A 21,197-nucleotide genomic window follows, 5' to 3' on the forward strand; every position below is an offset into this window, starting at 1 on the left:
CACTACGTTGACTGGCCGGTGAAACCCTCGTTTTTACTCTAGTAGACAATCTGCCGGTCTTGCGGCAACGTTGACACGTGGTTCATTTTTCCCTGACGGAAATCCCTGTAGAGTTCTCTGATTTCGTCCTGCGTATCGGCAATGAACGGACCATAGGAAACAATCGGGTCCTGTTGCGGCTGGGCAGCATACAGAATAACTCGCACACCACCTTCACCTGCCAGTAGTTTTAGTTCACTTAGACCGTCACCAGACATTCTGTTCAACCAGCCAACCTGCCCTTCCCGCAATGTCGACTGATCGTTCCCGATCGACACGCTCCCGTCAATTACGTACAAAAAAGCAGTATACGAAGCAGGCAACTGCCGACTCGTTTGAGCGCCCGGTTTTAACTGCAAATCAGCCACAATAAGTGGTACGTAGTTCTGAATGGGTGATGTAAGACCGGCAAACGAGCCACTATATACCCGGATTTCCTGCTCATCATTAATCAGCTTTGGTACGTTTTCCAGAACTATATCCTGCACGCGTGGTTGGGCCCAACGCTCTTGTTTAGGTAAGTTCAACCACATTTGTAGAATCCTCATTTTCATTTTCCGGTCAATGGTTTCGGTATGGACTATACCGCTTCCGGCGGTCATTATCTGAAAGTCGCCTGCTTTCATCGTATGTTCAGTATCACCCAGCTCACCTTCCAGAATTAACGTAACGGTTTCGAATCCGGCATGTGGATGCGGCCCACCTACTGGTTCATCATTCTTTTTATCAAGCTGATCATCCATCAGTATAATAAAAGGATCACTATGATCGAAGTCGGTTTGAATAATGGCTCTGGCCGTATGATCTTGTCCCAAAAATCCCGGCTGTGCGGGTGGTGTATGCATCGTAACTATCTCTCTTGTTGTCACGATTTGTTGGTCTAGTATCGTTTCCATGATTCAGTCATTTTTTATTGCAGGCAGTCAGCAAGTTTGTCTGCCGCTTTAGTATGAACCAAATTTACGTACCTTTACTATACATTCGTAAGCACTATACTCATTGATAGCACTATACAAAAGAATAGTATTTAGATCGAATGAATGAAACAGAACCATTGGATCACTCGGTCTGCAAAGCCACGGTACGTCCCATTCGCGACGCACTGGACGTATTAAACGGTAAATGGAAGCTACCAATCATTGTTGCGCTTACTTTCGGCGAAAAACGATTTGGCGAGATTGCCAAAGAAATTGATGGGATTACCGATCGGATGCTGTCTAAGGAACTTCAGGATCTGGTCGCAAACGGATTGGTCAGGCGAACGGTAGAAGACACGTTTCCAATCAGAGTAACGTATGCTCTAACGCCACACAGCCAGTCACTAAATGAGGTTATTGAATCGCTGCGCAAATGGGGAATTCTGCACAGAGCTTATCTAGTTAATGAAGAAAAATAACGTAGCAACTTTCACCAGGAAAATCACTACGTCGGACCAGGCTAGCCTAAACGGCTCTATTCAAATTTCAGGTGTTTTACGGAATCGCCGGACATTTCAAGCTCGATGAGCGCATCGATACCGATTTCAAGGTGCTTATTAACGAACTGAGTGGTTACGCGTTTGTCGCTTTCTTCGGTTTTTACCCCTTCCGGCACGAGCGGATTATCGGACACCAACAATAAAGCCCCGTGGGGTATTGAATTCACAAAACCAACCGTAAAGATGGTAGCCGTCTCCATATCGATAGCCATCGTACGAATTTCCCGCAGGTAATCCTTGAAAGGCTCATCGTGCTCCCAGATACGCCGGTTGGTCGTATAGACTGTTCCGGTCCAGTAATCGAGTTCGTGTTTTTTGATTGTCGATGATACGGCCCGCTGCAATCGGAACGATGGCAACGCCGGAATTTCCGGACGCATATAGTCGTTGCTGGTACCCTCGCCCCGAATGGCGGCAATGGGCAGCACCAGATCGCCGATCTGCGTTTTTTTCAAACCACCACATTTCCCTAAGAACAGCACGGCTTTGGGAGAGACTGCCGATAGTAAATCCATGACCGTAGCGGCCATGGCGCTGCCCATGCCAAAATTAATGATGGTAATATTATTGGCTGTGGCCGTTTGCATAGCCCGCCCAATACCATAAATCTCTACATCAAATTTCTGGGCAAACAGCTCAACGTAGTTAATAAAATTCGTTAGCAGAATATACTCGCCAAATTGTTCAATCGGTGTGCCAGTATAGCGCGGCAACCAGTTTTCAACTATTTCTTCTTTTGTCTTCATCGTTACGAAGTGAGTGAATAAACCGAAGAAAGCGAAAAGATTCTCTTTTTCGCTCGATAACTCTTCTGCGCTTTAGTATTTTCGGGTATGATTACGTTAAACTTACCCACTTTTGACTGCAAAACTAAGGAAGTAGACGGGAAACCGTATATATTCGATCTGTTACGTCGCAAGTACATACGACTGTCGCCCGAAGAGTGGGTACGACAACACATCGTCAATCTGTTACTCACTCATTACGCCTATCCTAAAGCGTTACTTCGGCCAGAAGGCGGTTTAACCCTCAATCTGACGCAGAAACGTACTGATCTGGTTGCCTTTGACCGAGAAGGCCAGCCCTTTCTGGTGGTCGAATGTAAAGCCCCTCATATCCCACTCACTCAGTCTGTCTTTGATCAGGTGACTCGCTACAACCACGTTCATCGCGCTCCGTACCTGGTCATTACCAATGGATTAACGCACTATTGTTGCGGGATTGATCCCACGACGCAAGCCCTACACTTTCTGGAAGACTTCCCGGCCTTTCAATAAAAAATCCCCTGATACCGTAGTACCAGGGGACACCATTCAGATTGTATTAACTACGTAGTAACGATTATTTACCAGCTACCACTTTCATCTCTACTACGAAATCGTCGTAGATAGCTTTGTCCCCGATATTTTCGAAGAACGATTTTGAGCCGTAACGGATGTCATATTTCGTACGATCAAGCGTTGCTTTACCCGATGCTTCAACACCAGCAGCCGTTGCTTTTACCGTTGCAGGGAACGTAACAGCGTTCGTAATACCTTTAATGGTCATATTACCGGTAATATCGTAAGCATCACCACCTTTAGGTGTCACTTTCGTGATTTTGAACGTTGAAGTCGGAAATTTCGCGGTGTTGAAGAAATCCTCCGATTTCATGTGGCCAATGAATTTGGCATTGTAGCCAGCGTCGGTCAAATCCGTACAGGTGATACTGTTCATATCGAATGAAAACGTACCACCCGTTAATTTGCCACCGTCAACAGCCAGCGTACCTTCTGACAATTTTACGGTTCCAGAGTGTTCGCCCGTTACTTTTTTACCATTCCAATTCAGAATGCTTTTTTGGGTATCTACTTTATAAGTGGTAGCTTTTTTAGGGCCAATAAAAGCTGAAGAACCAGCAACGATTGCTACAGCAACCAAACCTGCCAGAAACTGACGTGTTTTCATACTATTTGTTTGTTTTTACAGATTGTATTAGAAAAAAGAAAAAAAATACTCTTTATGACCGGAGCTTATCGAGCAGTTGGCTGAGTAATACAGCTTCCTCCTCCGTGAGTTTACTCCGTTGACTCTCCTCCAGTTCAGCCTGATGCACATCAAGCTTCTTCAGTAATGCCAACCCTTTGTCAGTAACGACAACGTCAACCGCACGGCGATCGCTGGGGCATTCGGTACGTAGAACGAGTTTCTTGGCAACCAGCTTATCAACCAGCCTTGATGCATTCGACATCTTGTCGAGCATCCGTTCGGTAATGTCACTTACCTTCACTGGATCAGGGTACTGGCCCCGTAAAATCCGCAGGACATTATACTGTTGTAAGGTTAATCCGAATGGTTTCAGAATACGGGTCTGCGCATCGGCCACCCAGTTGCTCGTAAACATCAGATTAACCATTACCCGATGGTATGGTGTCTTGAACGGAGTTGTTTGCTTAATGTCGGTTTCTATTGACATGGTGCAAATATAATGCTCATACATTTAATGTTGCAACATTAAATACAATTATATTTGTTCCCTAGCGGTAAGGAATTATTTGCGGAGCCGATAAATCGAAGTCTCTGAAGCGTAGAACTGGTATTCCTTCAAAGGCAAATCGGAAAGGAATCGTATTATTCGGAATGTTCGGATAATAGGCAATTCGAACCTGGAAACTGTTGAATGTCAGGTTCTCATTACGTAAGCGAAAACCAATTCCATAACCCTGATACAGCGGTCCTTTGAATAAGGAACGATCCGGGAAGCTAACCAGACCCAGGTTGGCAAACGTAATGAAAGCCACCCGAAAGCCGATAAAATTTAGTTTTGAAAAAAGTATGTTCTGATAATTGAACAGGAATCGGTTGGTGCCCCGCAACGCATCGTTGTTAATGCCTATGCCATCCGTATTGAGTCCGCTGGTACTACTGTTCAGCGTAATATATTCGTTATCGAACCGATCAATACCCATCGTGAAACGACTATTGAAAAAATGCCGCATATTGCCCCACTTCGACGACATAAGCGGACTAAAATAATTGGCTTCGAGTGATAACATGCCTTGCTCAATGCGCTGATTACGGATATACCCCCCAATATTCGCCAGCGAATAGAGGTATCCCGATTTAGCCAGGTACTTACCCTGCGAAAAGTTTATGCCAGCATATTTTCGGGGCCCTAATTCGGCATTATCAAACCCGGTAATGATTGCAATAGCCTCCCCTACCGGTACGTCCTCAGTACGACCAAACCCATATATTAAGACATCACGGACGTATTTCCGGCGGGAATAACCAATACTAAATAACGTAGTGCGGCTGTCCTGATACAACTGGTTGGTATCGGGCGTTACGGTAGGGCGCTGCGAGAAATCGTAAATGGTATTACGTAGCGCAATAACCAGCCTTGACCGGCCCCTGGCTTCGTCGTCGTTGGCACTGTAGAATATCCGAAAGGATCGCCCAACCCATATATCGGAATAATTATAGGTGAATGGAACCAGCAAGACACTATCGTTTCGGGTAACCAATCGCTGGTTTACCTGCGTCCGGTTGATTTCAATTGCTCCCGCATATTTTGTATCGGGTGTCAAAAACGGTCTGTAAAGGCGTAAGGCAGCTTGTTTCAGATCACGTAGATACAAGAATTCGGCCTGTGCGGTCAGGAACGTTTTCCCGATAAAAGGCACCGTATATCGTCCCTGGTACTCCATAACCTGGCGCGGATCATCTCCCGAATAGGCAACCTGCGCAAAAAGCTGATGCCCAACACCCCGAAAATTCCTTTGTTCAAAACCCAGACTGAACTGATTCAGTGAGCCTACCCCGCCGGTGGGCAGCAACGACCATACGTCCTGCGTAATTACGTATACATCGACAAACTGGCGGCTACCCGCTCGCGGCAGTACCAGGATACGAGCATCGTGAAAAATCGGCGTAGTACGTAACAGTCGTTCGTTATCGCGCAAAACCGTAGGATTCAGCGCATCGCCTTCCCGAAAAAGCAGATAGGAACGACGTATAATATTCGCACGCGTATTGGTATGCAGTCGATTCCCGGTCCGTTCGACCCAGTTGCCGGGTTTTCGAAGTGTATCGTATACCGATTGACCAAATACACCCAACCGACGAATATAGATATCGCCGATAATTCGGCCCTCGTATTGCTTAAACGGATTTACTTCTAACTGATTAACCTCCCCGGTTCTTACCCGGCTGTTATAGACATCCTGAAAAATAAGGTCGTACAGTTGCCGGGTCATCCGGTGCTTATACATCTTGGTTTTCAAACGGTTATAAAAAACGCTATCCCGCTGTATAAACGCGCTATCGTTAAGCGTAGGTAAGACTTTGGTGGCCAGCGAATCATTCGCTTTCTTCGATACGTAGCGCACTGAGTCTGGCAGTTGTGGTTGTGCTTGTGGCTGCTGCGCAAAGGTTTCTGCCCCCATTAAAACCATACGTCCTACCAACAGGCAGTACAGTAGTGGTAACAACAGATTCAGGCACCGACGATTCACCGTTTGTTCGTTTTATTTTTTAGAGTGTTAAAAACAGGAAGTGGTTTAAACGAACTGCTCCATACTTTCGCCAAGGATCATCATCGATTACAGTACGGACGAACATTGACATTGACAATCAGCTAGTTTCACTACGTCTCTACTCGAGTTGGACTACCCAATCGCCTTTATTAACGATGTAACAAATTATAATTGTTTTTGTAACCAGAAATCGCGCTGACGCTCCGAGCCAAATTGAAAATAATGATACCCAAAGCGCTCAAATCCTATTTTTTTGTAAAAAGCCAGTGCCCGTTCATTACGTTCCCACACCCCTAGCCACACGGCCTTGTAACCTTGTTCGCTGGCCCAGTTCAGGCAGTGTTCCATCAATAAACGCCCCTGCCCCTGACCAACCTGATCCTGGCGCAAATAGATCCGCTGAATTTCAACGGCGTTACGTACACTCCGATGGGGTTCTGGCATGCTACGTGGTGGCGTATGCCGACGCATTTTGGCATAGCCAACTGGCGTACCATTGTCGGCTTCAACCAAAAAGAATGTCGATTTAGGATCAGCCAGTTCCTGTTGTATAATGGGCAACGTAATGGCCGACGCTACGTATTCGGCAACCAGTTCGGCTGGGTTATGCGGTGGGCCAAACGCTTCATACATAGTGGTTGCCGACAATTCTGTCAGCACATCGGCGTCCGAAAGAGTGGCGATTCGAATAGACACGAGTATCGATATTTATAGAATAGGATATGCGATTTACGAATATAGAGCGAAATTTGCCCGTAAATTGTATCCTCAATCTATGCTTACTCTTCGCTATCCACTTATTCTGGCGTCAGGCTCGCCCCGTCGAAAACAGCTCATGACCGATGCCGGATTTCAGTTTTCTATCGAAATCCGACCCACTAACGAGACGTTCTCCGATACCATGCCCGTGGATGACGTAGCGGAGTATCTGGCCTGCCAGAAAGCCGAACAATTCCAAAGCGACCTGGGGGAGCGGATTGTTCTGTGTGCCGATACGGTGGTCATTTTAGAGAACCAGATCCTGAATAAGCCCCAGAACGAAGAGGACGCCCGCCGAATGCTTCGCTCGCTATCGGGCCGAACCCACCGCGTTCGGACAGGCGTTGCTATTCTAACGCCAGCCGGACTTCACTCATTTACCGACGAAACAACGGTGAGATTCGCTACGTTAACCGAAGACGAAATTTCGTATTACATTCGGGAATGCAAACCATTCGACAAGGCAGGTTCCTACGGCGCTCAGGATTTTATCGGCCTGGTTGGTATTGAGCACTTAGATGGCTCGTTTTACACCGTTATGGGTTTACCCACTCACCGCGTTTATCAGGCATTAAAACAGTTTGTCAACGATTGAACGAGCGTAAAAAGGTACCCGCGCCTACCTTCTCGCCTTTAGCTTATTCAGTCGCTTATTGAGTTATGAAAATTCCCATTGGCCATACTGGCGTTCATTATGAAATTTTTGTGCGGTCGTTTGCCGACTCCAATGGCGATGGCATAGGTGATCTCAATGGCGTTACGGCTAACCTCGATTATCTGAAAAATCTGGGTGTATCGGCCATATGGCTGATGCCCATCAGCCCTTCGCCAACGTATCATAAATACGACGTAACAGACTATTACGGCATTGACCCGGAATACGGAACTATCGATGATTTCAGGCGATTGGTAGCGGAAGCTCATCAACGCGATATTGCTGTCATTATCGATCTGGTCCTGCATCATACCAGTATTCATCATCCCTGGTTCAGGGAAGCCTCAAAAGGCCCCGACAACCCTTACTGGAACTACTATAAATGGTTACGGCCCGACGAAATAAAGCGTCGAAAGCTGGCCACCCGCGACATTACGGCCGATTCGGGCGAACGTAATCCCTGGCACGCCGTCCGTGGATCGTCGTATCCTGAGCGGTATTACGGTATGTTCTGGAGCGGTATGCCGGATCTTAACTTCGACTATCGGCCCGTTCGCGAAGCGGTGTTTGCCATTGCCCGCTACTGGCTCAACGACATTGGGGTCGATGGTTTCCGGCTCGATGCCGCCCGCCATCTGTATCGAGAATTCGAGGAACCTAAAAATCATGAATTCTGGGCGGAATTTGGGCAGGTTGTCGAAGAAGCCAAGCCCGGAGCCTATACCGTGGGCGAGGTCTGGACCCGGCCTGAACATATTGCTCCATATTTCCGTGGCCTAAAGGCAAATTTCAATTTTGATCTTCAGTTGATGCTGACTGATATTGTCCGTAACGAAGACGATACCGAAGAGTTGATCGAGTATTTGTCGTACGTTCACGCTACGTTCGGAACTGTCAATCCTCAGTTTATCGATTCGCTGCTACTATCGAACCACGATCAGAATCGAATCGGAAGTATGCTGAAAGGGAAGCTGGATCATCTGAAGGTTGCCGCCAATCTGCTGCTGACACTGCCCGGATTACCCTATCTGTATTACGGCGAAGAGATTGGCATGCTGGGCATGAAACCTGACGAATATATTCGGGAACCGTTTTTATGGGACATCCGCACCCGCGACAAGCAACGTACTCGCTGGCAACGAGGCAAATACAGCACCAGCCAGACGGTGCAGCCTTTGGCCGAGCAGCAGGCAAATTCCGATTCGCTTTTTAATCACTACAAGCGACTTATTCACTACCGTAACGGCCATGCCGTTCTGAATGATAACCTGAGCCGACTGGAACAGGCAGGTATCCGCCAAAAAGGTATTGTGGCGTTCATCCGTCAAAGCTCCACCAGCGACCAACGGGTATTGGTCATTCATAACCTGACAAAATCGCCTATCAACGTCGTGTTTTCCCCTACCGAAGCCTGGTGTCGATGCATTATTTTCGAAACAGCACCGGGCAGTTTATTGGCTGACGACCAGATTACCGTTCCGGGCTACAGCTGTGTAATCGTAGAATAACGGTACGTCCTACCAACCGTTTTATCATAAAAGACAAACGAAACTACATACAGCTCTGCTTGTTCTATTTTGGCTAACTTATTCGATCAATAGTGTTCATGAAGATTCTCTTTTGCAGTCTGTTCGTACTTATTTCATTACCTCTTTTCGCTCAGGAGCCGTCAGCCAAACGTATTGCCAGCCACATTCGCTATCTGGCCTCCGATAACATGAAAGGCCGGGGAACGGGTAGTGCCGAAAACGCTAAAGCGGCACGCTACGTGGCTAAACAGTTCAAAAAATACGGTCTGAAACCGTTGGGCACCGATGGTTATTTTCAGTCATTTACGGCTAAAGTTCGTCGGGTTGTTGTCCCCGACAGCTTGCGCGAAGCCAAAAATGTGATCGGCTTTCTGGATAATAACGCGCCTAATACGATCGTCATTGGCGCTCACTACGATCACATTGGTATGGGCCGACAGGGAAGTTCGCTGGATTCGCTGCCGCAGGGCAAAATTCACAACGGGGCCGACGACAATGCATCGGGGGTGGCGGGTTTGCTGGAACTGGCGCAGTATTTCAGTAAAAACAACGTAACGGAACCTTATAACTTCCTGTTCGTGGCCTTTGGTGCCGAAGAATTGGGTCTAGTGGGGTCACGTTATTTTCTGAACAATCCAACCCTGCCGCTGAAGGACATGAATTTCATGATTTGTATGGATATGATTGGGCGTTATAATCCAGAGCGGGGCGTTGGCATTGGCGGCTACGGCACCAGCGATGCCTGGCCCACTGTTTTTAACGGCGTGGAGAGTTCCATCAAATTCTTTACCGACCGGGCAGGCAACGGCGGCTCCGACAACGCGGCATTCTATGCGAAGCAGATTCCAGTACTCTTCTTTCATACGGGCGGACACCCGGATTACCACAAGCCAACGGACGACCCCGAAAAAATTGATGTACAGGCGGAAGAAGCCATTCTAAAACTGGAAATCAACTTGATTGAAAATGCCCTGAAGCTCCCTAAAATGAACTTTACAGCGGTCAAGTAATTGCCTTGGCCTGCTGCTGATCATCCTATCGTTTCACTCAACAGCGTTCACACAATCGCTCGACCCTGAAAAGCGTATTCTATGCAAAAGCCCTTCCTTGTCCTTCTCCTTTTCTATACCTTGTCTTTAGGAGCATCAGTTCAGGCCCAGAAAGCAGCCAGGCCCAATATTGTTTTTATTTTGGCCGATGATCTGGGTTATGGCGACGTGGGCATCAATGGGCAGAAACTCATCAAAACGCCCAATATCGACCGGCTGGCCAGAGAAGGAATGCAATTCACGCAGTTCTATGCCGGTACGTCGGTTTGCGCACCGTCTCGGTCATCGCTGATGACGGGTCAGCATACGGGGCATACCTACATACGGGGTAACAAAGAGGTGCAACCAGAAGGTCAGCAACCCATTGCCGATTCAGTGGTTACGGTGGCCGAATTACTGAAGAAATCAGGCTATCGAACGGCTGCTTTTGGAAAGTGGGGGCTTGGCCCGGTCGGTTCGACAGGCGACCCACTTAAACAGGGATTTGATCGGTTTTATGGCTACAACTGTCAGGCGCAGGCACACCGCTATTATCCTGATCACCTTTGGAGCGATAACCAGAAAGTGGCACTAACCGGCAATGAAAACCTTCGTCAGGCCAGCGAATATGCTCCCGATCTAATTCAGAAACAGGCACTTGCTTTTCTGGACAACGAGAAGGGACAGCAGCCTTTTTTCCTTTTCCTTCCGTACATTTTGCCTCATGCCGAACTGATGGCACCGGACGACAGCTTACTGGCGTACTATAAAGGTAAATTTGACGAGAAGCCGTTCAAGGGTGCCGACTATGGCCCCAATGCCAAAACTGGCGGTTATGCGTCGCAGCCCATTCCCCGCGCTACGTTTGCGGCCATGGTTACCCGGCTAGACTGGTACGTTGGTCAGGTTATGAACAAGCTAAAAGAAAAAGGATTAGACCAGAATACGCTGGTTATTTTCACGAGCGATAACGGCCCACACACCGAAGGGGGAGCCGATCCTACCTTTTTTAACAGCGGTGGCGGTTTTCGGGGCGTCAAACGTGATCTGTATGAAGGTGGTATTCGGGAGCCGTTTTTTGCCCGATGGCCAAACGGCATCAAACCGGGGCAAACAAGCGAGTACATCGGTGCTTTTTGGGACGTACTGCCCACCTTTGCTGAGCTGGCTGGAACCAGAGTTACGTCATCCATCGATGGGATTTCTTTTGTGCCAACACTCACCGGCAAAGGCACTCAGAAAAAGCACGATTATTTATACTGGGAATTCCACGAAAACGGCGGTCGGCAAGCCATACGCCAGGGAAACTGGAAAGCGGTACGTTTACAGGCATCAACAAACCCCGACGGACCAGTTGAGTTATACGATCTGGCCAACGATCCCGCTGAAGCCAACAACGTAGCGTCTAAACATCCCGATAAAGCCCGGCAACTTGGTCAATTGATGCGTCAATCTCATCGTGAATCAGCCTTATTTCCATTTCAGCAAGAGTAAATTGACGGATTCACCCCATTTTCGAGGGCGTTTATCCCATTTCCACCACGCCCCTGTTCCGTCCCCATAGTTTTGACTAAAAATTAACACTATGGAAAACAGTACGCTTGTCCGACGTATCGAACCATTCTTTCTGGTTAGTGCGGCTACACTATACGTTGCCTATATCTTGAGAATAGAGATGGCTCGATTCGATAATATGTTCGACAGAGTCGTATCGAGACCAGAACCCATATGGCCCGAACATGCTACGTATAACTATCTCCTGAATACAAACCTTCCTCTGATCGCTGGCGTTTTCTTTTTCCTGGCGGCCTGGTATAATTTCCACTATCTGGCTTATCCACGACTCAATCAAAACAATACCGACTCGAAAGTCTGGATATATGGCCTTATAACCATAGCACTACTCGTTGCCAGTGCTTTCAGCTACAATTATCTTAAACTTTATGTCCGTTATCGATACGATGACCTTGGCAATGCCATTGGTCTAAAGGCGTATTCCACGTATCGCAAGAGAACTGTTTTCGCCACCACCGTTGAACTAGGCTTTTTCATTCTTGCATTTGAATTATTGTTTCAATTGTATGCCTATCTGAGTCAGAAAATCAGGTATGATTTAGAGAAGTATATCAGGTGGGTTGGCTATGTTTTACTAGGAGGGAGTTACATACTTTTGTTGGTTTTTGCGCTGGAGTCCAGCTTCCCTATTTATTCCTGGTTTCATCCAATTCGATCCAACTTTTTCCCACTGGCGCTGATCATAATCATTTATTACCTGCAGGCTTACTGCTACACTTACATTCTTCCCAAGTTTGGTAATTTTCAATCAGCAGCTACTAGTATCTCCCTAGTCCTGTATATACTTCTGGGGTTAGCCAGTACGATCACATTATTGATAGCCAGTAATAGTTTCAACGCAAGAATAATTATCTCATTCCTGTTCATAATTTATGCAACATCGTTTTCAGTTGCCTACCTCCGCCGGGTGCTGAGTCAAGAACAAACCGTGCTTCAAACGCAGGTATCGACCAAATCCGCTGAGCTGGCCAGTCTGCGGGCGCAGATCAATCCGCACTTTTTGTTCAATGCCTTAAATAGTTTGTACGCTACGGCCTTGAAAGAGAACAGCGAAAAGACGGCCGATGGCATTCAGAAACTGGGCGATATGATGCGGTTTATGCTGCAGGAAAATAACCGCGAACGTATTCCGCTTAGCAAGGAAATCGAGTATCTGCACAACTACATCCAGCTCCAGCGCATGCGGCTCGACGAATCGCATGGTATTGAAATCCGGGTAACAATTCAGGAACCCGACCGCGACATTTATCTGGCTCCAATGATGCTGATCCCCTTCGTGGAAAATGCCTTTAAACACGGAATCAGTCTGCGAAATCCGTCCTGGATTTACGTTACGTTAACGCTGGATGCTACCCGACTTTACTTTAAAGTCCATAATTCGTTACACGCCAGACACGCTAATGACCCTGAAGAAGATAAATCGGGGGTGGGCCTCAATAATGTTCAAAAACGGCTGGAATTGATTTACCCCGGTCGCCATGAACTAACCATTCAGCAGTCAGATCAGGATTATTTCGTAGCGCTTACGCTGGGTTTCTGGTAGTGGCTGCAACCAATTCCCGATTTCACTCATCTACCGATCAAATCCTTCACTTTTTCGACTTATGAAAGCGTTCACACTCTTTCTGCTCATGCTCGTTGTGGCCAAACTGGCCGTTGGTCAGCCGCAAACACTATCTGTAGAACAGCAAATTCGCCTGGTTGAAACCAGTTTAATGCCTCCTCTTCAGTTAGCTGACCAACCTCCGGTACTCTTCACGCTAGAAGAGAGAATGCGTCATTATCATGTCCCGGCGGTTAGTATTGCCTTTGTTAACAATGGACAGTTTGAATGGGCCAAGGCATACGGCTATCTGAGCAGCGACAGCCTGAAAAAGGCTGATACACAGACATTATTCCAGGCGGCTTCTATCAGCAAACCGATTGCCGCTTTAGCCGCACTAAGACTGGTAGAAGCCGGGAAACTTGATCTGGATACGGATGTCAATACGTATCTAAAAAGCTGGAAACTAAAGCGAAATCGGTTTACGGAACAGAAACCAGTAACCCTTCGCGAGTTACTATCCCATACCGCCGGACTTACGGTTCATGGTTTTCGTGGATACGCTGCCGGTGAGCCGATTCCTTCGGTAATGCAGATCCTAAACGGCGAAAAACCAGCCCACTCTCCTCCTGTTCTGTCCGATACGCTAGCCGGTAGCCGCTGGCGGTATTCCGGTGGCGGGTATGTAGTCTTACAGCAGTTACTCGAAGACGTAACGGGAATGCCATTTTCAGAAATCATGAATCAGTACGTATTACAGCCAATCGGTATGACGAACAGTTCGTATCAACAACCGCTACCGGACTCATTACAGAACAATGCCAGTGTTGGACATTTGGGCAACGGCAAAAAAATCGCTGGCGACTGGCATACGTATCCGGAAATGGCTCCTGCTGGCTTATGGACAACGCCTACTGACTTAGCTCACTACATGACCGAAGTGCAGCAGTCATTAACAGGAAAAGCGAACCACGTACTCTCCCCCAAAATGACCCGCACCATGCTTACTAAACACGTTGGCGAACATGGCCTGGGCCCGGAAATACGTAACACTGGCGATTCGCTGGCTTTCAGTCACGGAGGTGGTAATTCAGGCTTTAGATCGTATTTCTACAGCCACATTAAATCGGGTCAGAGCGTAGCGATTATGACAAACGGGGATGACGGCATGGGATTGATCTTCGAGATGCTACGTAGCATTGCAAAGGCTTACGGCTGGTCTGATTTCAAACCAATTGTCAAAAAAATAATTAATTTATCGCAGGAAAAGCTGGCTGTCCTGGCAGGCGAGTACGCTCTTCCTTCCCGAAAGGATCGGGTGCTTCAGATTGTCGCCAAAAACAAAAGTCTGTGGGTTAAACAGGTCTGGAATGGCTTTGAATACACGCTCTATCCGGAATCAACTCTTAATTTCTTTGTAAAAGAATACGGCGACCAATTTACATTTGAGACGTCAGCCAGTGGTGCTGTTACGGGAGTCACCCACGAAACCACAACATGGGTAAAAATTAAGTAAGTCTATGAATCTTACCGCCATAGCTATCGACGATGAACCACAAGCGCTGGAAGTGGTCAGACTCCATGCGGCCAAAGTTTCGTTTCTGGATCTGAAAGCGACGTTTACCGATGCCTTCGAAGCCATTAGCTGGCTCCAGACCAACAAAATCGATCTGCTGTTTCTGGACATAAAAATGCCCGATATTTCGGGTCTTGAGGTAGTAAACTGTTTGTCGAAAGTGCCTATGGTGGTTTTCACAACGGCCTATTCCGACTACGCTGTCAACGGTTTTGAGCTGGATGCTATTGATTATCTGTTAAAACCGTTCTCGCTGGCCCGATTTATCAAGGCCTGCAATAAGGCACTGGAACAAAAAACGTTACGTTCCGATGATGAGCCTGCTTTTCTGTTTGTCAAGACCGGATACGAGGAAGAGAAAGTAATGCTGGACGATATTCTTTACGTCGAAGCGGAGGGAAACTACGTAACGTTTGTGCTCAAAAACCGTAAACTCCTCAGCCGTCAGACTATGTCGGAGCTTCAGCAAAGCTTACCCGCTTCGCAGTTCTTACGCGTTCACCGCTCCTACTTAATTGCCTGGAACAAAATCGACAAAATCAGCCGTCAGGACCTTATTATCGACGGGAAGCAGATTCCCATTGGAGCCTCTTACGAGGAATCGCTCGCAACAATCCGGGCCAAACTTCTTCAATTGTAGTGCCACCAGTGCGGCCCGCGTAGTTTAGAATCAGCATACGTTTAGTCAAAACTCTATAGACTACTGTTCCTCTTTCTTCACTATCAGCGATTGCCTTCGTACCTTGCGAGAAATCTCATCATTTTTTCTCCATGAAGAGCAATCGTTTATTTAGTACGTCAGCAGTCGCCCTGCTGATGGCATTCACAACTACTTTTAGTTGGGCTCAGTTAAAAATTCCAGCGGCCAGCCCATTTCAAAGCACCAAACAAAGTTTTGGTCTTGGCGAAGTCACGATTGACTACTCCAGACCTGCTACCAAAGGACGGACCATTTTCGGCGATCTGGTTCCTTACGGCAAAGTATGGCGGACAGGGGCTAATGCCACTACCAAAATTACGTTCTCAAGCGACGTTAAATTCGGCGGAAAAGAGGTAAAGGCCGGGACCTATGGTCTGTTCACTATTCCAGGCAAAACAAGCTGGGAGGTAATGTTGTCCAAGGATTTGAATCTGGGTGCTAACGTAGCCGATTACAAACAGGAGAACGAAGTAGCTCGGGTTCAGGTAAAACCAACAACGTTGTCCTATAAAGTCGAAACGTTTACCGTCAACATGGCTGATATCCTGCCTAGTTCGGCTACGCTGGAAATCATGTGGGATAAGACCCGCGTTGGTGTTCCGATCACCGTCGATATTGATCCAATCATCAGCCAGAATATCAAAGCATCGATGGCGTCTGAAAAGCCAGCTTATTTTGAGGCTGCCAGTTACTATTATGAGACAAACCGGGATTTGCCACAGGCGTTAACCTGGGTTAACAAAGCCGTTGAGATGAATCCGAAGGCGTTCTGGATCATGCTGCTGAAAGCCCGGATCGAGATGAAGCTTAACGATAAGAAAAGCGCCGTTGCCAGCGCTCAGAAAACCGTAGAACTGGCAACAGCCGCCAAAAATGGTGACTACGTAAAAATGGCGAATGATCTGATCGCTAGCGCTAAGTAGTTATTCCGGATCGTCCGACATGTTGTTGTAGCCTGGACGTCCACGTCCGGGTATAAAAATTAATAACTACACCCGGACGTAGACGTCCAGGCTACCTATTTCAACAAAAGCCATCTCGCAGCATACGAGGTGGCTTTTGCGTTTTAAAGGCAAAATGAATAGTTGGTCAGCCATTTATATATGATCCGCAACCGTTTACCCAAAAAAACCATCGATTTAGTCGAGCCTTTTTATTTTTGATAAATCTCCTTCTCTTCCCGTATGCAACTGATTATCGAACACCTCTCGAAACGGTACCCCAATGGCGTTCACGCCCTTAACGACGTATCACTAACCATTCCGAATGGTATGTATGGCTTACTGGGGCAGAACGGCGCCGGAAAATCGACTCTCATGCGAACACTCGCTACGTTACAGGATGCCGACTCCGGTACGGTTATGCTCGATGATCTGAACGTACTGACCCAGAAAGACGACGTACGCCGTGTACTGGGTTATCTGCCCCAGGAATTCGGGGTTTACCCTAAAGTGTCGGCCACGGACCTTCTCGACCATCTGGCCATTCTGAAAGGAATTACCAACGGCCGGGAACGTAGTGAACTGGTGAAGGCCCTGCTCAATCGGGTCAATCTGTATGATCACCGGAAGAAAGCGGTCAGCAGTTATTCGGGCGGGATGAAACAACGCTTTGGTATTGCGCAGGCCCTTATTGGAAATCCGAAGCTGATTATCGTGGACGAACCAACGGCGGGCCTCGATCCGGGCGAACGCAACCGGTTTTATAACCTGTTGTCAGAAATCGGTGAGAATGTCATCGTTATTCTGTCGACGCACATTGTTCAGGATGTGATGGAACTGTGTAACAACATGGCCATCATCCACAAGGGTCGTGTTCTATACAGTGGTTCTCCACAGGCATCGGTCGATAAGCTGAAAGGAAAAATCTGGGAAAAATCAATTCCCAAAACGGAATTAGCCACGTATCAGCAAAACTATACAGTCATTTCAAACAAGCTGGTGGCGGGTAAACCACTCGTTCATGTTTTCAGCGAAACCGATCCGGGCGAAGGGTTTCAAACGGCCCAGCCCGACCTGGAAGACGTCTTCTTTTCCACCATTGAACACAGCAACACTGTAGCCGCCTAAGCCTATGTTCCGACATATATTTACGTTCGAACTACGCTACTGGCTACGACAGCCAATGGTGTATATCTTTCTGCTGGTTAACGTATTGATGTTTTCCTGGGCTACGGCCTCCGACGATCTGACGATTGGTGGCTCCTTCGGCAACATCTATAAAAACGCACCCTATGTTATTCAGAATCAGTATGCGGTATGGTGTATTTTCGCCCTTCTGATGACGACGGCATTTGTACAAAGTGCGGCCATTCGTGACTTTACGTACAAGACGAATCAGATAGTTTTTTCATCGCCGATTCGCAAGTTCGATTATCTGGCTGGTCGTTTCCTGGGCTCCTTTACTGTGGCTCTGATTCCATTTCTGGGTATTTCGCTTGGGATGATTTTGGGCACCTGGATTGGCCTGCTGACAGGCGCCACCGATGCCGAGCGCTACGGTCCAATTGTCTGGTCGGCTCACCTGAACAGCTTTCTGATTTTTGCTATACCGAATACGTTTCTGGCCGGAGCCTTTATCTTCATGCTGGCCGCGCTCACGCGCTCGTCTATCACGGCTTTTATTGGAGCCATTGCCTTGCTCGTTGCTCAATTAGTAGCCGGAAATTTCCTGGGCGATGTTGAAAATGAACATCTCGCTACGTATTTCGATGCGTTAGGCGTTGGCCCTTTTCAGCTGATCACGAAATATTGGACAGTCAGTGAAAAGAATACGCAGTCGGTGGGTTTAACGCACAGTCTGGAACTGATCAACCGCCTGATCTGGCTTGGTGTTGGCGTGCTTTTTATTGTTGTTACGTATTTCCGTTTTTCATTCGAAGAAAAGGTTAAAAAGGTACGCAAACGCCGGAACAGCCTGTCCGATGACGCAACCGGCAAAGACGTTTTCACACCGCTTCATAGCCTGCCTCAGGTAAGTCTGAATTTTGGGAAGTCGGCTCAGTGGGTGCAGGCGCTACGTGTCTTTAAAACCGATTTCTGGGGAACGATTACAGGAACAGCCTTTATTATTATCCTGCTGCTCGGCCTCATGAACATGGGCTTTTCATTGCAGTACGCCAACAAATTTTACGGTCTCAGCTCCTATCCCGTTACGTATCAGGTTATCCAGCTCATCCACAGCACTATTTCTCTCTTTCTCTTTGCCATCATCATTTTTTATTCCGGGGCAATTATCTGGAAAGAGCGGGACGCCGACCTCGATCAGATTTATGATGCCATGCCGCACCGCAACTGGAGTGTGTTTGTCGGGAAGTTTCTGGCCATGATGGGTATTGTTGTCATCATTCAGATTCTTTGTATAGTGGCGGGGGTTATGACTCAGCTACTGATGGGCTATACCAACATTGAGTTAGGGCAATATCTCATTGAATTCCTGGCCATCGACATTCTCCGATTAGCTCCCATCGTGATGCTATCGATGCTGACGCATACGCTCGTCAACAACAAATACGTCGCTTTTTTTGTCGTGGTCGCCTTATTGATTGCCAACGCGTATATCTGGACACCGCTTGACGTGCAAAGCAATTTAGTGCAATACAACGCATCGCCCAGCTATACATACTCAGACATGAACGGCTGGGGACCCTACATTAAATCGCTGGTATGGTTCCGCGTGTACTGGACGTTATGGATTGCCGTGTTGGGAATGGTCGCTATTCTATTCTGGGTTCGCGGTAAAGATACGAGCTGGCGGAACCGGTTCCGGGCGGCCAGTCAGTCGCTGAACGGCTCGAATCGGCTTATTCTGAGCAGTATAGCAGTCACTCTGCTGCTTGTTGGCGGATTCATCTTCTATAATACCAACGTAGTAAACAACTACGTAACGCCGAAAGTGACCGAAAAGCGGCAGGTATCGTACGAACAGAAATACAAGCGTTACGAAAAGCGGCCACAACCCCGTATCAGCACTGTTAAATACAACATTGAGGTCTATCCGGCAGAGCGCAATCTGATCGTCAATGGCGACTACGTACTGGTCAATCGACACGACAAACCAATCGATTCCGTACACATTGTATTACCCAACCGGCTCGATTTCTCGATTAGTCTGGATCGGTCCAAACTAGCCTTAGACGATTCGTTGCTTTCGTACCGCATTTACAAACTCAGCCCGGCACTCGCCCCCGGCGATTCGCTACATCTGCGTTTTGTAACCAGAAAAATGACGCATGGCTTTGAAAATGAGGTACAGTATACCAAGCAAATCAATCAGAACGGCTCCTTTTTTGATAGTTTCGACATTGCCCCGCAAATCGGCTATCAGGAACAGGGCGAGCTATCGGATAAAAACGACCGTAAGAAATACGGCTTACCCGAAAAGGCCCGTATGCCGAAGCTCGAACGAAACTGTACGGGCAACTGCATGGATCATTACATCAGCAACAATTCGGACTGGGTCATGGTCGAAACCACCATCAGTACGTCGCCCGATCAGATTGCGGTTGCGCCCGGATCATTGCTGAAAGAATGGAAGGAAACAAAAGATGGTAAGCCTCGCCGGTATTTTCAGTACAAGCTCGACCATCCATCGCTTAATTTCTATTCATTCATTTCGGCCGATTATGAGGTCGCCCGTGAAAAATGGAATGGTATCGATGTGGAAGTTTACTACGACAAAAAACATCCGTACAACGTCCGCGATATGATGGAGTCCATCAAAGGGTCACTGGCTTATTACACCAAACATTTTGGCCCGTATTACCACAAACAGGCGCGTATTATTGAATTTCCGCGTTATTCCCGATTTGCGCAGGCATTTCCTGGCACGATGCCTTACTCAGAGTCTATTGGCTTTATTTCCAAAATAGACCCCGAAGAAGATATCGACATGGTCAAATACGTAGTAGCGCACGAAATGGGCCACCAATGGTGGGCGCATCAGGTAATAGGCGCCTATATGCAGGGCGCTACCATGCTGTCAGAAACGCAGGCGCAATATTCAGCGCTGATGGTGATGGAAAAAGCCTACGACAAAGGCCGGATGAAGCGCTTCCTAAAATACGAAATGGATCGGTATCTGTCATCGCGCGGAACGGAGTCCTTGAAAGAAGTACCGCTCGAGCAGGTGGAGAACCAGGGCTACATTCACTATAACAAGGGTAGTGCGGTTATGTATTATCTAAAAGAGCTGATTGGCGAAGAAGCCGTGAACAAGGCTCTTCGGGCTACCATCGATCAGTATGCCTATCGACAGCCACCTTACCCGGTTTCGTATAACATGGTAGACCTGTTCCGTCAAAACACACCCGATTCGCTGCAAGCGGTTATCACGGATCAGTTCGAGCGAATTACCATATTTAATAATCGGGCTACGGCTGTTTCATCGAAAAAACGGCCGGATGGTCAATACGACGTAACGATCAACGTTCAGGCTGAGAAATTTTATGCCGATTCGCTGGGTCGGGAAACACCAACGAAACTCAACGACCTGATCGACGTTGGTGTGTATGGTAAACCAGCCGACGGGAAAAAGCAGGGAAAATTGCTCGCCATTCGTCGGGAACGGATGCGGCAAAAGGATGGAAAATACACGTTTGTAGTAAAAGAGGAGCCGTATGAAGCCGGAATTGATCCAATCAATTTTCTGGTTGATCGGGTACCAGACGACAATTTGAAACGGGTAACGTCCTTGTAAGTACAGAATCGTATCGACGCCCGGCAGATTCTTATGATCTGTATGATTATTATAACTAGTAATCATACAGATCATAAGAATCTGCGTTCTATATTTCCGATG

The 21,197-nt window shown here is 47.5% G+C and carries 18 protein-coding genes; 12 read left to right on the forward strand and 6 right to left on the reverse strand.

Going from position 1 to position 21,197, the window contains the following annotated elements; all coding sequences use genetic code 11:
- Positions 1-38: 38 nt before the first annotated feature.
- Positions 39-935: a pirin family protein gene (locus GK108_RS23170; RefSeq protein WP_163953639.1), complete on the reverse strand. Its 897-nt coding sequence runs from the start codon at positions 933-935 to the stop codon at positions 39-41.
- A gap of 140 nt (positions 936-1,075) precedes the next feature.
- Between GK108_RS23170 and GK108_RS23175 the strand changes: the two genes are divergently transcribed.
- Positions 1,076-1,435 carry a winged helix-turn-helix transcriptional regulator gene (locus GK108_RS23175; RefSeq protein WP_163953641.1) on the forward strand — a complete coding sequence of 120 codons (360 nt, stop codon included), beginning with the start codon at positions 1,076-1,078 and terminating at the stop codon, positions 1,433-1,435.
- Positions 1,436-1,491: 56 nt separating this feature from the next.
- On the opposite strand, the gene GK108_RS23180 is transcribed toward GK108_RS23175, so the two are convergent.
- Complete coding sequence (locus GK108_RS23180; RefSeq protein WP_163953643.1) at positions 1,492-2,262, reverse strand: AMP nucleosidase; 771 nt, start codon at positions 2,260-2,262, stop codon at positions 1,492-1,494.
- Positions 2,263-2,349: 87 nt separating this feature from the next.
- On the opposite strand from GK108_RS23180, the gene GK108_RS23185 reads away from it, so the two are divergent.
- Positions 2,350-2,793: a type I restriction enzyme HsdR N-terminal domain-containing protein gene (locus tag GK108_RS23185; RefSeq protein ID WP_163953645.1), complete on the forward strand. Its 444-nt coding sequence runs from the start codon at positions 2,350-2,352 to the stop codon at positions 2,791-2,793.
- A 64-nt stretch (positions 2,794-2,857) separates the two neighbouring features.
- On the opposite strand, the gene GK108_RS23190 is transcribed toward GK108_RS23185, so the two are convergent.
- The 4 genes from GK108_RS23190 to GK108_RS23205 form a co-directional block, all read right to left on the reverse strand.
- The gene (locus GK108_RS23190; RefSeq protein ID WP_163953647.1) at positions 2,858-3,463 is read right to left on the reverse strand and encodes a YceI family protein; all 606 of its coding nucleotides are present in this window, start codon (positions 3,461-3,463) and stop codon (positions 2,858-2,860) included.
- Between the two features lie 52 nt (positions 3,464-3,515).
- Positions 3,516-3,971 carry a MarR family winged helix-turn-helix transcriptional regulator gene (locus tag GK108_RS23195; protein WP_163953649.1) on the reverse strand — a complete coding sequence of 152 codons (456 nt, stop codon included), beginning with the start codon at positions 3,969-3,971 and terminating at the stop codon, positions 3,516-3,518.
- Between the two features lie 61 nt (positions 3,972-4,032).
- Positions 4,033-5,952 carry a hypothetical protein gene (locus GK108_RS23200; RefSeq protein ID WP_246225113.1) on the reverse strand — a complete coding sequence of 640 codons (1,920 nt, stop codon included), beginning with the start codon at positions 5,950-5,952 and terminating at the stop codon, positions 4,033-4,035.
- Positions 5,953-6,198: 246 nt separating this feature from the next.
- Positions 6,199-6,729, reverse strand: a complete 531-nt coding sequence (locus GK108_RS23205; RefSeq protein WP_163953654.1) for a GNAT family N-acetyltransferase — start codon at positions 6,727-6,729, stop codon at positions 6,199-6,201.
- A gap of 79 nt (positions 6,730-6,808) precedes the next feature.
- Here GK108_RS23205 and GK108_RS23210 point away from each other — a divergent pair, with 79 nt between their 5' ends.
- From GK108_RS23210 to GK108_RS23255, 10 genes are all read left to right on the forward strand, one after another.
- Positions 6,809-7,387, forward strand: coding sequence for a Maf family protein (locus tag GK108_RS23210; RefSeq protein ID WP_163953656.1), 579 nt, complete (start codon positions 6,809-6,811; stop codon positions 7,385-7,387).
- Positions 7,388-7,452: 65 nt separating this feature from the next.
- Positions 7,453-8,955, forward strand: coding sequence for an alpha-amylase family glycosyl hydrolase (locus GK108_RS23215; RefSeq protein ID WP_163953659.1), 1,503 nt, complete (start codon positions 7,453-7,455; stop codon positions 8,953-8,955).
- Positions 8,956-9,053: 98 nt separating this feature from the next.
- Positions 9,054-9,986: a M20/M25/M40 family metallo-hydrolase gene (locus GK108_RS23220; protein ID WP_163953661.1), complete on the forward strand. Its 933-nt coding sequence runs from the start codon at positions 9,054-9,056 to the stop codon at positions 9,984-9,986.
- Positions 9,987-10,067: 81 nt separating this feature from the next.
- Complete coding sequence (locus tag GK108_RS23225) at positions 10,068-11,498, forward strand: arylsulfatase (RefSeq protein ID WP_163953663.1); 1,431 nt, start codon at positions 10,068-10,070, stop codon at positions 11,496-11,498.
- 91 nt (positions 11,499-11,589) lie between these two features.
- On the forward strand, positions 11,590-13,122 hold the full coding sequence (locus GK108_RS23230) for a sensor histidine kinase (protein WP_163953665.1): 1,533 nt from the start codon (positions 11,590-11,592) through the stop codon (positions 13,120-13,122).
- A 61-nt stretch (positions 13,123-13,183) separates the two neighbouring features.
- Positions 13,184-14,638, forward strand: coding sequence for a serine hydrolase domain-containing protein (locus GK108_RS23235; RefSeq protein ID WP_163953668.1), 1,455 nt, complete (start codon positions 13,184-13,186; stop codon positions 14,636-14,638).
- Positions 14,639-14,642: 4 nt separating this feature from the next.
- Complete coding sequence (locus GK108_RS23240) at positions 14,643-15,338, forward strand: LytR/AlgR family response regulator transcription factor (protein ID WP_163953670.1); 696 nt, start codon at positions 14,643-14,645, stop codon at positions 15,336-15,338.
- A gap of 131 nt (positions 15,339-15,469) precedes the next feature.
- Positions 15,470-16,321: a DUF2911 domain-containing protein gene (locus GK108_RS23245; RefSeq protein ID WP_163953672.1), complete on the forward strand. Its 852-nt coding sequence runs from the start codon at positions 15,470-15,472 to the stop codon at positions 16,319-16,321.
- 261 nt (positions 16,322-16,582) lie between these two features.
- The gene (locus GK108_RS23250) at positions 16,583-17,467 is read left to right on the forward strand and encodes an ABC transporter ATP-binding protein (protein WP_163953674.1); all 885 of its coding nucleotides are present in this window, start codon (positions 16,583-16,585) and stop codon (positions 17,465-17,467) included.
- A gap of 4 nt (positions 17,468-17,471) precedes the next feature.
- Positions 17,472-21,095, forward strand: a complete 3,624-nt coding sequence (locus GK108_RS23255) for an ABC transporter permease/M1 family aminopeptidase (RefSeq protein WP_163953676.1) — start codon at positions 17,472-17,474, stop codon at positions 21,093-21,095.
- Positions 21,096-21,197: the final 102 nt, after the last annotated feature.

The organism is Spirosoma terrae (assembly GCF_010435915.1).
Classification (GTDB): Bacteria; Bacteroidota; Bacteroidia; order Cytophagales; family Spirosomataceae; genus Spirosoma; species Spirosoma terrae.